The 14,344-nt window shown below is 62.5% G+C and carries 11 protein-coding genes; 7 read left to right on the forward strand and 4 right to left on the reverse strand.

The annotated features are described in order from the left end of the window. Both HMPREF3157_RS10445 and HMPREF3157_RS06150 read left to right on the forward strand, forming a co-directional pair. On the forward strand, nucleotides 1–413 hold a 413-nt coding region (locus HMPREF3157_RS10445), incomplete at its 5' end, for a DUF6507 family protein (RefSeq protein WP_210386278.1). Further along, nucleotides 410–2,818, forward strand: coding sequence for a DNA/RNA non-specific endonuclease (locus HMPREF3157_RS06150; RefSeq protein WP_070435838.1), 2,409 nt, complete (start codon nucleotides 410–412; stop codon nucleotides 2,816–2,818). The genes HMPREF3157_RS10445 and HMPREF3157_RS06150, both read left to right, overlap by 4 nt. Nucleotides 2,819–3,114: 296 nt before the next feature. Here the strand turns inward: HMPREF3157_RS06150 and HMPREF3157_RS06155 are convergent, their stop codons facing one another. After that, the gene (locus HMPREF3157_RS06155; RefSeq protein WP_070435839.1) at nucleotides 3,115–4,929 is read right to left on the reverse strand and encodes an alpha-glucosidase; all 1,815 of its coding nucleotides are present in this window, start codon (nucleotides 4,927–4,929) and stop codon (nucleotides 3,115–3,117) included. A gap of 250 nt (nucleotides 4,930–5,179) precedes the next feature. Between HMPREF3157_RS06155 and HMPREF3157_RS10450 the strand changes: the two genes are divergently transcribed. After that, nucleotides 5,180–6,883, forward strand: a complete 1,704-nt coding sequence (locus tag HMPREF3157_RS10450) for a dihydroxyacetone kinase subunit DhaK (RefSeq protein ID WP_070435840.1) — start codon at nucleotides 5,180–5,182, stop codon at nucleotides 6,881–6,883. Between the two features lie 264 nt (nucleotides 6,884–7,147). Here HMPREF3157_RS10450 and HMPREF3157_RS06165 read toward each other — a convergent pair whose 3' ends face one another. Genes HMPREF3157_RS06165 through HMPREF3157_RS06175 form a run of 3 tightly spaced genes read right to left on the reverse strand, consistent with a single transcriptional unit; the run spans nucleotide 7,148 to nucleotide 10,253 of the window. Further along, nucleotides 7,148–8,077: a carbohydrate ABC transporter permease gene (locus HMPREF3157_RS06165; RefSeq protein WP_083286185.1), complete on the reverse strand. Its 930-nt coding sequence runs from the start codon at nucleotides 8,075–8,077 to the stop codon at nucleotides 7,148–7,150. A gap of 1 nt (nucleotide 8,078) precedes the next feature. Next, nucleotides 8,079–8,990, reverse strand: coding sequence for a carbohydrate ABC transporter permease (locus HMPREF3157_RS06170; protein WP_070435841.1), 912 nt, complete (start codon nucleotides 8,988–8,990; stop codon nucleotides 8,079–8,081). Nucleotides 8,991–9,002: 12 nt separating this feature from the next. Further along, nucleotides 9,003–10,253 carry an ABC transporter substrate-binding protein gene (locus tag HMPREF3157_RS06175; RefSeq protein ID WP_070435842.1) on the reverse strand — a complete coding sequence of 417 codons (1,251 nt, stop codon included), beginning with the start codon at nucleotides 10,251–10,253 and terminating at the stop codon, nucleotides 9,003–9,005. Between the two features lie 131 nt (nucleotides 10,254–10,384). On the opposite strand from HMPREF3157_RS06175, the gene HMPREF3157_RS06180 reads away from it, so the two are divergent. From HMPREF3157_RS06180 to HMPREF3157_RS06195, 4 genes are all read left to right on the forward strand, one after another. Then, a complete protein-coding gene (locus HMPREF3157_RS06180) occupies nucleotides 10,385–11,455 on the forward strand; it encodes an ROK family transcriptional regulator (protein ID WP_070435843.1) in 1,071 nt (356 codons plus the stop codon). Between the two features lie 9 nt (nucleotides 11,456–11,464). After that, entirely contained in the window at nucleotides 11,465–12,349 is an 885-nt protein-coding gene (locus HMPREF3157_RS06185; RefSeq protein ID WP_070435844.1) for an SDR family NAD(P)-dependent oxidoreductase, read from the forward strand. After that, a complete protein-coding gene (locus tag HMPREF3157_RS06190; protein ID WP_034371454.1) occupies nucleotides 12,349–12,714 on the forward strand; it encodes an MmcQ/YjbR family DNA-binding protein in 366 nt (121 codons plus the stop codon). The genes HMPREF3157_RS06185 and HMPREF3157_RS06190 overlap by 1 nt, the downstream gene beginning before the upstream one ends. A 124-nt stretch (nucleotides 12,715–12,838) precedes the next feature. Then, the gene (locus tag HMPREF3157_RS06195; RefSeq protein WP_070435845.1) at nucleotides 12,839–14,332 is read left to right on the forward strand and encodes a sodium:solute symporter; all 1,494 of its coding nucleotides are present in this window, start codon (nucleotides 12,839–12,841) and stop codon (nucleotides 14,330–14,332) included. Nucleotides 14,333–14,344 lie beyond the last annotated feature (12 nt).

A 14,344-nucleotide genomic window follows, 5' to 3' on the forward strand; every position in this document is an offset into this window, starting at 1 on the left:
AACGCCCTGCCGCCCACGCGGCGGCAGGGCTGTCGGCCATTGCTGCACCTTCTCAAGGGGACACGACCATGTCATTCGATATCCAACCTGACGCGTCCAGGCGAATCGTCCAAAACACGATCGCAGTAGTACGCGACCTAGAACTTGCATCAAAAGACACGCAAAACGCAATAGATTCAGCACCTGGAGCCTTCGAACACAGCCCCCAAAGCAAAACTGCTGTGCTCTCTTACCTCGAGCATTTCGTGACGGGTGAAGTCAACGCGACACGCAACATGACGTCGAAGTCAACAAGTGCAGCAAATGAAGCAATCAATGCTTACAGGGATGGCGACACCGAAATGAACGACGAAGCCAAACGTGCTATTGCCTCCATTCCGACCATTCACTTTCCCGGGGAGGCCGTGAAATGATTTCCGTTGCAGATCTCCCGGATATCGATAACCCGGAAAGCGTTCGGCAGCTAGGCTCAGACATCAAATTTATTGGCAGTCGCGCAGCAGACCTTATGGGCTCTGCAGTTGAAATTTGGTCCGGCTTGCACAATACGTATTCGGCACCAGAGGCTTCGAAGCTTCACAGAGCGATGCAGCAGCCCAGCGAAATTGCTTCTGAGCTCCAAAAAAGCACCTCCGAAGCCCAAAAGAACCTGGATGATTACGCGGACAAGCTGCACGGCTTCGAGAAACGCAAGGAATCACTCAAAGGAGAGATTCTAGCCGCTCTCGCCGATCTTAGCTACGCCCAGTCACTTCCGGAGACCGTCACCAAGACTGACGCTGACGGCGAAACGCAAGAAGAACCTAACGCAGAACGCGAGGCGAAGATTGCGGAAGCAGAGCGAGAACTCGATCGCCTGGCAAGGGAAGTGGAAAGGCTACGGGACGATCTAAAAACTGCAGATTCCGACCTCGCTTCGCGTTTCTTCAGTGCCGCTCAGGGAGATTTAAACTTCGCCACTGCACTTCTGGCGCTAGCCAGTCCCGAAGCTCGCGAAGCATTCGCGCGCGGTGTTGTGGACTGGACCAAGGATCTTCTTGGACTCATGCAGATTTTCAACGGCCCATTCTCTGGCCTTGGCTTGCCAGGCATCGCGCTCAACGTCGGGTTGAACGCGTGGAAAAATCAAGATCAGATTCGCGACGCAAACCGCAGCTTGCACGATTACATCAACGCAAGCCCTGAAAAGCAGAAGTACATGCGCGAGCAACAATTGCGTAGCGCAATGGCATGGGGTCGCAGCAAGTACATCGATTTTCTTTACGATCCCGGGCACTCCCTGGGCTACCTAGCACCCGACGTACTGCTCTCGGTAGCCACAGGTGGATCAGGCGGGGCCGCCCGTGCTGCCGGAGCCGGAACCGCAAGAGGTATGGCCGAGGCCGGTGCGAGAGCAGGCACTCGCGATACCGCGGAAGCTCTAGGCAATGCAGCTGCTCGAGCATCGGAAAAGCCAACCACGCGGCGGGCTCCATCCGCAGCAGGAAAGCCGGCACCGACGCACGCCGACGATGCCTTACCGGCAAATGCATCGCAGCCCAACAGTGGGAGTCGAGGCGCTGGCTCGACTGATGACGTGAAGCCGAACACTGACGTAAAGGTGCAAAACCAGACGTCCATTCCTGCTTTACCATCCATGACAGACTCAAAAGTAGTTCACAATGGAACCGAAACAATAACCGTCTACTATCCCGATACCTCAAAGCTGTGGAACAGAACCGAACTCACTCTCCAGGAGAAATCTGATCTGTTCTGGAGCGAGGCTCAAAAGCCAACAAACAAGTTGATGACTGACCTCGACTATACTAATTCGAGGCGGCGTGCCGACCTCGCGGCTGCTTATGACGCCATGGGGAACGGCCAGAATGCGGCATCTATTCGATACATTTACGGCCCAGATGCCGTAAGAGATCTTCACTCTGCAATGCTCGAGAATCCTCACGTTCTTGAGAATCTTCGACTGGGCGCCGATAAGCTTAAGTTCTCTCCGAACAATTCCATCGCCGCGCTACCTGAGACTCAGTACTCCGAAGTCATCGAGCACCTTGTCACCGACGGTCCCGTTGGACCCCGTCTCGGTCCGGTGCCGCCCCCAGAGTGGAGCGCATCTGTGGCTGCGGATTCCGACCTCATCCCGGAGGCCACGGTTATAGATGAAATCGGAACTCGATCTCGACATGGGTACCTCCAGTGGGATCACGGTGCGGAGGCACACATCCAAAGGAGTTTCCGTAATGAAGATGGGAAAGTCCTTGGCGAAGCCGATGCGAGGGGACTTACAGACCGCGCCTTTTCTTCCGATGACCCGATTCGTAAGGATGGCCACAACGGTCGTAGTTTCGTCGAGAAGAATGGGCAAATCTCGCATACCCCGGAGGAAGTGGAGGCTTATACCAAAGAACACGGGACGCGTCCGCCTCACGACGATGCCGGCCACCTGCTTCCAGGCAACCTTTTCCCGAACATCGGAGCTGCCAACTTCACCGGGCAAGACAGCAATCTAAACCGCGGCTCCTTCAAGCAGTTCGAGGACGTCCCGCGCGATATTCTCAATCATCCTGAAGATAGCTATGTCGATTACCGGATGCATGCACCGCTTGAGGAATCTGGGCGACCCGAACTCTACAGTGGCGAAGTCATTGGTGGGCACAAGGCTTCAGGTCAGGAGATTTTGCGCCTCAAACAGGAGTTCGTGAACGCCCCAGGTCGACAGTTCAGTCGCAATCCTAACGTTTTGAACGCTCTCGACCAACCGGACGTGCGAAAGCGTGCAATTGATGCTTTGTTTGACGCGATTGTGAACGATGGAAAGAGTTAGCAGGGGGCGCTTGCAACTTTTTTTTACACATTCACCCTTCATGGAGCTATAGCGCAAGTCACGCACGAGTGACAAATCAGCTGCAAATCAAGCCAGTCTCTCACCAAGATCATGCTTCGATAGCGCACAATTAGCGCCTTTGATCCAGTTAGATATTCGCTTTAAGCTGATTCTCTCAGCGCCTAGCGGAAGCATCTTCATCGCAGCGAGACCAAATAGCTTTTGATATAGCAAACGGAGGCGCCCGGCGGATTCATTCCGCCGGGCGCCCCCCTTATTCCTCAACGGTGAGAAGCTCACGCCTTGAGCAGCGCGAACTCCCATCCACCAAGTTTCTGCTCGCCGGCGCGCTCGCCTTCGGCGACGTTCGACAGCACGACTTCGGCGCCCTCGGGCCACACGTCCTCGCCAAGCTCAACCTCTTCGCGCGAGAAGTTGGCAACGGCGATGAGCGAGGAAGCGTCGGACCCCTCCCCCGCGCTGAACCTGCGCACGGCCCAGACACGCGACGGACCGGACTGGCCCGGCAGGCCTTCGCCCATGCTTTCGACCGGGCCGAGCAGCTCGAAGCCGCCCGAGACGAGGAGCGGCTCGCTCTTACGGAGCGCAATGAGGGCGCGGTAGAACTCGAACACCGAGCCCTCGACCCCAACCTGGTCGGCAGCGTTGACACCCTCAGCGGCAGAAGGGTTCACGGCGATCCACGGTTCTCCCTCGCCGAAACCGGCACCCGATTCGACGGCACTAGTCCACGGCATGGGCGTGCGAGCGTTGTCGCGGTTCATGTCGCTGATGCCGGGGAGGAGCTCCGCGAAGCTGCCGTGGCCGAACTGCTCGGATTCACGCACGTAGTTGAGGACCTCGATGTCGCGGAACTGCTCGAGACGCTCCCACGGGAAATTCACCTGGCCGAGTTCCTGGCCCTGGTACACGTACGGGGTGCCGCGGTGGGCGTGGAGCATGCCCGCGAGCGCCTTCGCGCTGCGCACACGCCATGCGGGGTCGTCGTCGCCCCAGCGGGACACGGAGCGGGGCTGGTCGTGGTTTTCGAAGTAGAGGGAGTTCCAGCCGCCTTCTTCGGCGACTTCGCGGTCCCAGCGGGCGAGGTTGCCGGCGAGTTCGTGAAGCGGCAGCGGGCGCGACGGGTTGAATTTGTGCCCTTCGTGTTCGAGGCCGACGTGTTCGAACTGGAACACCATTTCGAGTTCGCCGCGCTCGGGCTTGGAGGTGAGGAACGCGTCGTGGGCGGTGATGCCGGGGGTTTCGCCAACATTGACGAAGGTCTTGGGGTAGCGGTCGAAGACCTCGCGGCGCATTTCCTGCATGAATTCGTGGAAACGTGGGCCGGTCATGACCATCGCGAAGGCGGAGCCGAGGCCGTCCTGCGTCGGCGGGCCGTCGGGGAGACCTTCGGGCTTCGAGATGAGGTTGATGACGTCCATGCGGAAGCCGTCGACGCCGCGGTCGAGCCACCAGCGCATCATGTCGTATACGGCCTCGCGGACTTCGGGGTTTTCCCAGTTGAGGTCGGGCTGTTTGCGGGAGAACATGTGCAGGTAGAACTGCTCGGTTTCTTCGTCCCACTGCCAGCCGGGGCCGCTGAAGGCGGAGTCCCAGTTGTTGGGTTCGGTGCCGCGTTCGCCGGGCTTCAGACCCTCCACCTCGCGAGCGTCGCGCCAGATGTACCAGTCGCGCTTGGGGTTCTCGCGCGAGGAGCGGGATTCGACGAACCATTTGTGCTCGTCGCTCGAGTGGTTGACGACGAGGTCCATGACGAGGCGGATCCCGTGGGCGTGGAGCTTTTCGATGAGTTCGTCGAAGTCGTCGAGGGTGCCGAACATCGGTTCGATGTCGCGGTAGTTGGCGATGTCGTAGCCGTTGTCGTCCTGCGGCGAGGGGTAGATGGGTGAGAGCCACACGGTCTGGATGCCGAGTGCGGCCAGGTAGTCGACGTGGTTGATGATGCCGCGGAGGTCTCCGATGCCGTCGCCGTTCGCGTCGGCGAACGAACGGGGGTAGATCTGATACACGACGCCGTTCTTCCACCAGTCGGGTTGGTCGGCGCCGGGTGCGTGGGCAAGCGGGGGCATGGGGCGAAGGTTGTCGTTCATGTCTCCACGGTAGTCGAGATTTTTTCTCTGCAAAAGAAAGCCTGTGGGAAAACTGGAATTTTGTCGGTGGGGTTGCGTCGGCTGGGGTTTTCCGGTGGGGTTTCGGTCCGACGCTTGCCGCGCCCGAGCGCACCTCCGCTCCCCACGGCGACCCCTCGCGCCAGCTGAGATCCTCGACGCCATCAGCAGCGGTAAAGGGCCGATTGTTACCGTGAGGCCACTAGCGCACAACGACCATAGGAGTGTTTCCGTGTCCGCGTTTTACTCAGAATCTGCATCCCCGTCGTTCTACGCACTCACCGCGATAGCTGCGGCGGCGGGTGACTCGATCGCCCTGTCGCGCGACCCGTATTTCGTGAGCGCTACGAAGCCTGCCCCGGAGCGCACGGTCGCGCTCGTGAGCGGCGGAGGCGCTGGCCACGAGCCCATGCACGCGGGATTCGTGGGGCGCGGCGGCCTCGACGCGGCAGTGCCGGGCGAGGTGTTTACGTCCCCGCATTCGCGCCAGATTTTCGAGGCGAGCCGCGCCGTGGCAAAGGACGGCGGCGTGCTCCACATCGTCAAGAACTACACGGGCGATTGCATCAACTTCAACATCGCCGCGGAGCGCCTCGCGGCCGAAGGCATCGAGTGCGCGCAGGTGCTCGTCGACGACGATCTTGGCACCGATGCGGGTGCCGTGGGCCGCCGCGGTATCGCCGGGACGACCCTCGTCGAGAAGGTCCTCGGCGCAGCAGCAGACTCAGGCCTGAGCCTCGGCGAGCTCAAAGAGCTCGGCGACGCACTCGTGGCGGCTACCCGCTCGCTTTCGGTCGCGCGCCGCGCCCACACCTCCCCCGGCGCTGATCACCTCGCGTTCGATGTCGAGGAAGGCACGCTCGAATACGGCGTGGGCATCCACGGGGAAAGCGCGAAAGAAACGATCGAACAGCCGACGCTTGAAGAGCTCACGCAGCGCATGGTTTCCGAGCTGCGCGAGGCCCTCACCGAAAAGTTCGAAGCGGGCTCGGGAGCGCTGCTATTCGTCAACGGCCTCGGTGGTCTCGCCCCACTCGAGTTGCTGCATATCCAGGCCGCGGCCCACGAGGCGCTCGTCGATGCGGGTGTCAACGTGCGCATCGCCTTCTCCGGCAACTACACGACGGCGCTCGACATGGCCGGCTTCTCGCTCACGCTCACCGCGCTCAACGAGGAGTGGATCGAGTACGTGTGCGTGCCGCACGACACGGTCGCCCTGCCCTCGCCGCGCCTCCTCCCGGACGACTTCGACGTGCGCGCGGGCCGCAAGGCCGAAAACGCGGGCGAAGGCAATGGTGAACATGAGGCTTCGGCTGGGGCAAAGCAGGCGTCGGAATGGCTGACCCGGTTTGTGGAGACGCTCGCACACTCACGCGCGGCGCTTGATGAGATCGACCAGAAGGCCGGCGATGGCGACGTGGGCACGAATCTCGCGAATGCGGCGAAGGCGACGCTTGCTCACGCGAGCGGGGCGGATGCCGATCTCGCGGCGGATCTCAATTCGATCGCGGAGGGGTTCCTCAACGACACGGGTGGCTCCTCCGGCCCGCTGTTTGGCCTCGCCTTCCAGGAAATTGCGGCGGCGGCGAAGAGCGGCACCTCGCTTGTGGAGGGCGTGAAGGAGGCCCGCGCCGCGGTGACGCGCGTGGGCGGCGCGGAGCCGGGCGATCGCACAATCGTGGATGTTCTCGAGGCGGTTGCCAGCTCGGGAGCTGAGGACCTTGACGCCGCAGCCATCGCGGCGGGCATCGATGGAGCGGAGTCGACGAAGGACATGTCCAGCGGCCGTGGCCGCTCGAGCTACCTCGGCGATCGCGTGCTCGGCACCCCCGATCCTGGGGCGCTCGGTATGGCGCTTGCTCTCGCCCTGATTGCGGAAGGCGCGGGCGCGAATGTTGAGGCTGAGCGCGAGAGGCTCGCCGCTCTCATCGGCTAGGCGCGCGGCGCGGCACACGGTGTCGCGGTGCGGCGCAGCGACACGGCGGCACACGGTGTCGCGGTGCGGCGGCCCAACCGTTCCACTTCATAAAGAAAATCGCTCCCTGCCCGCACGGCGCGGGTGGGGAGCGACTCTTTCTTCATCAAGAGTGACGGGTTCGATCAAAAACAGCCGGCACGAGCAAGAACAGCGGCCACGAGCAAGAACAGCGGGAACGAGCAAGAACAGCAGCCACGCTCGCGGCGCACGCACGCGCCCGAACTACTTGGTCGAGCCTCGCATCACGCCCGAGATGATCCACTTCTGCGCAAACACGTACACGAGCATCATGGGCGCGATTGCCATGAGGTAGCTCGCGAAGGAGACCGGGTAGTTCGTGTTGAACTGGCCCTGGAACACGTACTGCGCGAGCGGCAGCGTCTGCGAATCGGGGTCGGAGAGGATCACGAGGGGCAGCATGAAGTCGTTCCACGACCACAGGCACGTGAGGATGCCAACCGTAGCGTTCATGGGGGCCATGAGCGGGAACACGATCTTCCAGAACACGGTCCACGTGGAGGCGCCTTCGAGGCGCGCGGCCTCTTCGAGCTCTTCGGGAAGCGACTTCAAGAAGCTCACGTAGAGCAGGATGTTCATCGCGAGCCCGTACACGGTGTACAGGAGGATCAGGCCGGCCTCGTTGTCGATGCCGAGTGCGGCCGTTTGCTTCACGACGGGAAGCATGATGATCGGGAACGGCACGAAGAGCGCCGCCACGAAGAAGTAGTAGAGGAACTTGAAGCTCTTGCGGTGGAGGTTACGCGCGATCGCGTACGCCACCATCGAGTTCGTGAGCAGCGTGACGATCACGGCGCCGACCGTGATGATCGCGCTCGTCATGAGGCGTTTCGGGAACTCGGTGAGGCGCCAGGCCTCGACGAAGTTGTCGAGGTTCCACTGGTTCGGCAGGCCAAAGCCGCTCTCGGCGAGCTCGGGTGCCGTTTTGAACGCGGTCACCACCGCGAAGTACAGCGGCACGAGGATCGTCAGGGAAAGAACGGCCACGAGGGCGGTCGCCCACCAGTTGGTGCGGTGGAGGCGGTAGCGGCGCTTGTTGCGCGGGGGCTTTCCGACGCTTGCTCCGCCCTTTTCGATGCTTTCGTTCGTGGGTGTTTCTGCGGCACCCGGGGTGGGGATCGACTGGGTACTCATGTCAGTTGACCTCCTTCGACTGGAGGAATCGCAGCTGTGCGAACGACAGCACGATGAGGATGATGAAGTAGATGACGCCGTTCGCCGTCTGGTAGGCGAACTCGCCGCCCTGGAAGCCGTTCTTGAAGATCAGGAACGAGATGGATTGGGTGGCGGTGCCGGGGCCGCCCTCGGTGAGGGCAACGACCTGGTCGAATACGCCAAGGGAGTTCTTGAAGCTCAACACGACGTTGATCGTGAAGAACGGCATGATGAGCGGGAAGGTGATTTTCCAGAACTGCTTCCACTTGTTCGCGCCGTCGAGCGAGGCGGCTTCGTAGACCTCTTCGGGCACGGTTTGCAGGCCCGAAATGTAGATGAGGGTCGTGAAGGCGACACCCTGCCACACGCCCACGAACACGATCGCGAGCCACGCGAGGCTCTCGTTGGCAAGCAGCGAGGAGGAGAGCCACTCCCAGCCGAGCCATTGGCCGATGAGCGGAATGTTGTTCGTGAAGAGGTAGCTGAAGATGTACGAGACGATCAGCACGGGGAGCATGTACGGGAGGAAGAAGATCCCGCGAAAGAGGTTCTTCGCCTTGATTGCCGAGTTCAGCAAGAGCGCGAGAACCATCGCGATGACGTTCGTCGCGAGCGTCGAGGAGATCGCGAAGAGGAACGTGAAGCCGTAGCTTCCCCAGATCACGTCGTCCTGGAACAGGAACTTGTAGTTATCGAGGCCCACGAAGCGCCAGTCGCCGTAGCCCTGGTAGTTCGTGAACGTGTAGAAGATGCCCTGGAGGAGGGGCCACACGAGCAGGGCCACGAAGATGATGATGGCGGGAATGACCATCCACACGTGTGCGGGGTCGATCCGCTTTTTCTTTGAGCGTAGTGCCGGCGCGGAGCCGGATTTTGTGTGCGTTGTAGACACGGTGGCTTCTCCTTACGCCGTCGCGGCCATGCGCTTTGCGACCTTGTCCCACTGCGTATCGAGCGTCTTAATGAACGCGTCGATGTCGTGGTCGATCAGGAACTGCTGCATGTAGTTGTTGAGATTGACTCCCTGCGGGAAGTTGTGGTCGGAGTAGGTCGCGATGAGGTCGTTCGCGAAGTACTCCTGGAGGCCCTGGAGGGCCGGGTCGTCGGTCTCGGTGCCCTTGAGGGTCGGGAAGGCGACCTGCTCCTTGCAGTAGGCGAGCACGTTTTCTTCCTTCATGAGGTAGCGCATGAAGTCGAGGGCTTCTTCTTCGTGCTCGGGCTCGACGCCCATCGTGAGGGCCACGTCCACGCCAGAAACCACGCGCGTGTCAGCGGGGTCGTCGGCGGGCGTCGCGAAGGTGCCGAGGTTGATGTCGGGGTTGTAGGAGCGGATCGCGGGGATCGCGTACGTGCCGTGCACGTAGATCGCGGCTTTGCCTTGGGCAAAACCCTGGTTCCCGCCGTTGTAGTCGACCTCGTACTTGTTCTTATTGCCCATCTTGGCAATCTGGTTCATCTTCTCGAGCACGGGGCGAAGATCCTCGAAGGTGGTGTCGCCCTCGAGGCGCTTTTGGTACCACTCGGCAACATCCGGCAGGAAGTTGCCGGAGATCGACGAGAACATGGGGGCGCCGGTCCAGTTGTCGCGGAAGCCCCAGTAGAACGGGTCGACGCCGCCCGCGGCGAACTCTTCGGCCGCGGCGATGAGGTCGTCCCACGTCTTCGGCGGCTCGATGCCGAAGTCGTCGAAAATGTCTTTGTTGTAGATCATTCCCGAGCCGTTGGTGGAAAGCGGCAGACCGTTGACTTCGCCGTCGGCACCCGCGCCGAGGCTCGGGAGGATTGCGCCGACGCCCTCTTGCACCTTGTCGAGGAGGTCGGTTTTCGCGAAGTCGTAGAACACGCCCGAGCGGGCGATGGAGCCGAAGTTGTAGTCGCCGTTGATCGAGACGATGTCGGGCATGTTGTTCTTCACGAGCCGCACCCGCAACGCGGTCACGTTGTCGGCCTGGAAGTTTTGTCGCACGCGGACGTTCTTCGCTTGCGCGTTGTACTCCTCGCAAATCGAGTTGAACAGGTCGATCGCCTCGGATTTGAACTGGAAGTATTCGAGCGAGGTGCCGCCCGAGTTCGAGCCGCCGCATCCCGCGAGCGCGCCGAGGGTCCCGAGACCCGCCATTCCCGCGAGGAAGCCGCGACGGGTGGTGGTCGCCATGGTTTCTCCTTGAGGTGCGTCTTCAATGACCCCATTATTTTCGTTATAAAATAAATCGCCGTCAAGCGCATTCCCCGAAGTGGGAGGCATGTCGCGCTACCTCCCCGCAGCATCTGACAAAGTTGAGTACCGTGAACACCCCTTCCGTCCCCGAGCGCCTCGCTCTCGACACTCTCCCGCCCTCCGCGCGCCGCGTGTACCTCGAGCTGCTCCGCTACGGACCGCTTCCGCGCACGCAGCTCGCCGAGCGCCTCGGGCTGAGCGCTGCCTCCCTCACGCGCGTGACCGCGCCACTCGTCGACGCAAAGCTCATGCTCCAGGGCGCCCCCGTTCCGAGCGAGGTTGGTCGGCCCGCAATCCCCCTCTCGGTGAACCTCACGAGCTTCGCGCTCATCGGGGTATCGATTACCCACGAAAGCCTCGTGGCGATCGTGACCGATGCGCGCGCAACCGTGCTCGATTCGCGCACCTCTCACCTCACCGACCTTCGACCCGCCGCCGTGCTCCGCGAGGCCGCCGCGCTCATCGGCGAGTTGCGCGACGCTCTCTCGGCGAAGAATCCCGCGCTCCCCATTGCGGGCGTTGGCGTCAACATCGGCGCGCAAATCGACGGCGGCCGCATCGTCCGCGAGGCACCGTTCCTCGGTTGGGAAAACGTGCGCGCCGCCGATCGGCTCGAAGAACTCACGGGCCTTCCGGTGCTCATCGTGCATGACCTGACCTCGCTTGCCGAAGCGGAAAACTGGTTCGGCGCGGGCCTTGAGGCCTCGAGGTTCATCGTGGTGACCGTCGGAATTGGTACAGGTTTTGCCCTCGTGATGGACGGGCGGGTAATCACGGATGAGAACACGGGTTTCGGCACGATCACCGACGGTGTCCGCGGCCCGGACTGGCCGGATTTGAGCGGCGCAACCGCGCTCACCTCCGAGGAGTCGGCGCGCGCGGCCCGCAAGGTGGGCCGGCTCGTGGGCACGGCCGCCGCGTTCACGATGCCGCAGGCCGTCGTGATTTCCGGCGAGGGCTCACGGTTCCTCGCCGGCAACGAGGAGGAGCTCGACGCGGGCATCGCCGAGATCCGGCACGTGAGCGCGAGCGGCCTCGACATTCAGCTTCGCGAGCATGATTTCGCCTTCTGGGCGCGCGGTGCAGCAACCGCCGCAATCCAGTGGATCCTCGGCGTGGGCGAGGTGGCCGCTCGGTAGACTCGAGGCATGGCTACGAAGAGCACTAAGCGCACAAAGAGCACCCATGCGACCCCGAGCTCCCTCACCTCGGAACTGATTGTCATCACGGGCGCTTCCGCCGGCATTGGCGCGGCTCTCGCTCGACGGCTCAGCGATAGCGGGTGCCGCCTGATCCTGCTCGCCCGCCGCGAGGAAAAACTCGAACCTCTCGCCAATGAGACGGGCGCCGCCTACTATCCCGTTGACCTCTCCGACCTCGAAGCAGTCGCGAACGTGTGCACGAGGATTCTCGCCGAGCACGGCACGCCCGACATCCTCATTAACAACGCCGGCTCGGGGCGCTTCCTCAGCATCGAGGAAACGAGCCCGAAGGAGGCGCGCGAGCAGATGGCGCTGCCCTATTTCGCGGCATTCGACATGACGCGCGGCCTCATCGAGCCGATGCTCGCCCGCGGCAGCGGCACGATTTTCCAGATCAACTCCCCCGTCGCCCAGATCGCGTGGCCCGGCGCCGTGGGATATGCCGCCGCCCGCTACGCCGTTCGCGGCTTCACCGAAGCTCTGCGCCAGGACCTTCACGGCACCGGGATCAACGTCGGTTCACTGACCCCCACGCGCGTCCACTCCGACTACTTCAAAGCCAACCCCCACTCCGAAAAACGCGTCCCCAAAGTCGAGCTGCTCGTGGGCACGATGACCCCCGACGAGGTTGCCGAAGCCGCCGTCCACGCCCTCGAGCACCGCCCCAACAAGGACTCGAACGCCCCGTGGCGCTGGGCACTCAGCGCCCCGATCGCGCGCGCAATCCCCGCGCCATTCCTGTGGCTTTTCCGGGCCACGGGCCACAAGCGCCCGCGCGGCCGGATCGGGGGAAGGCTTCTCGGGCGGGGCCGACGCTTGCCGCGCAAGTAATGGACGGCCCACAACTGTTCGAGGTCGCCGCAGCACGTGCCGCGGAGCTCCCCTCGACGACCGTCGGTGCGCCTTTTGGCCCGGATTGGGACGTGTGGAAGGTGCGCGGCAAGGTGTTCATGCTGCAAACCGAGGTCACGGGCGTGGAGATGGTGACGCTCAAGGCGGCACCGAGTGACGGTATCGCGCTGCGGGAGATGTATCCGGACGTTTCTCCTGGATACCACATGAATAAACGGCACTGGATTTCGCTCACGCCCGGGCCGAGCCTCGATGAGGAGCTCGTGCGCGAGCTCGTGACGGAGTCGTATCTGCTTGTCGTGGAAAAGCTGCCGAGATCCCAGCGCCCCATCGATCCATCGTAAAATTTTCTTCCAAAAACTAGGGTTTGCCCGTACGATGGTTTCACGCGCAGCGCTGCGCATCTTCTGGGAAGCGGCGCCGCGCGAAGTCCCTTGACCACCCTCCCGCACGCCCCTAGGAGTATTCATGCAGGTCATCGACATCGTGGTGGTGATCGCGTACCTCATCGCGACCGCCTGGCTGGGCCTCAAGCTCAGTGGAAAACAATCTGACGCTAAGGACTACTTCCTTGGCGGCCGCGACATCCCGTGGTGGGCGGTGTGCCTGAGCGTCGTCGCAACGGAAACGAGCGCGCTCACCGTGATCGGCATCCCCGTCATGAGTTTCGTGGGCGACATCAGCTACCTGCAGCTCGGCTTCGGCTACATCGTGGGCCGCGTGATCGTCGCCTACCTCCTGCTCCCCCGCTACTACGACGGCGAGATGGTCACGGCTTACGCCTACCTGGGTAAGCGCTTCGGCTCGGCCACGCAAACCACGGCGGGCGTCACGTTCCTGTTCACGCGCCTTCTTGCCGACGGTGTCCGCGTTCTCGCTGCGGCCATTCCTCTCAAGATCATTCTCGACGGCCTAGGGGTGCACACAAACTACTTCGTCATCATCGTCGTGCTCGCGGTCGTCACGATCCTCTATACGTTCATCGGCGGCATTCGCGCGGTCGTGTGGGTCGATGTTGTGCAGATGCTGCTGTACGTCGCAGGCGGCCTCCTCGCGATCATCGTGGTGAGCTCCTCGCTCGGTTTCTCGTGGTTCACCGATGCGGTCGAGGCCGGAAAAACGAACCTGTTCATCCTTGGCGAGAACCCCATCAGCGGCGCGTCGGGCCTCATTCCGTCCTTGCTCGGTGGCACCGTTTTCGCGATGGCCTCACACGGCTCGGATCAGCTGATCGTGCAGCGCCTGCTCGCATGCCGCACGAAGGCGGAAGCGCAAAAGGCACTCATCGCGTCGGGCTTCGTCGTGGTCGTGCAGTTCGCGATCTTCCTCGTGGTGGGGCTCGCGCTGTGGGGCTGGTACCACCATGCCACCCCCGCTGACCTCGGGCTCACGCGCGACGACGAGATCTTCCCGAAGTTCATCATTGAGGGTCTGCCTGCGGGCATCTCGGGCTTGCTCCTCGCGGGTATCCTCGCGGCGGCGATGTCCACGCTGTCCTCGTCGCTTTCGGCGCTCAGCTCGTCGACCGTCACGGATGTCGTCGCAAAGCTGCGCCGCACGCCCATGACGAAGGACGACGAGCTCAAAACGGGGCGCATCGCGACGATCGTGTGGGGCCTGCTGTTCATCCTCCCCGCGACGTTCTTCCGCAGCGATGAGGGCAGCATCGTGGTGCTCGCTCTCGGAATCGCGGGCATCACCTACGGTGGCCTGCTCGGCGCCTTCGTGCTCGGCATCGTGAACAAGCGCGCGCGAACCCTCGATGCGAACATCGCGTTCCTGTGCGCGATTGCCACGAACGCGTTCTTCTTCGTCATGGAGAAGTACGTCGTGGGCGAGGTGTGGATCGCGTGGCAGTGGTATCCGCTGCTCGGCGTGCTCGTGACGCTCGCCGTCGGCGGCCTGCTCTCGCTCAGGCATTCGAGCCCGGCCGAGGTTGAGCCCATCGGCCGGGAGGCGTAGCCCGCCGGGCGC

Source organism: Dermabacter sp. HMSC06F07, from assembly GCF_001807345.1.
Lineage (GTDB): Bacteria > Actinomycetota > Actinomycetes > Actinomycetales > Dermabacteraceae > Dermabacter > Dermabacter hominis.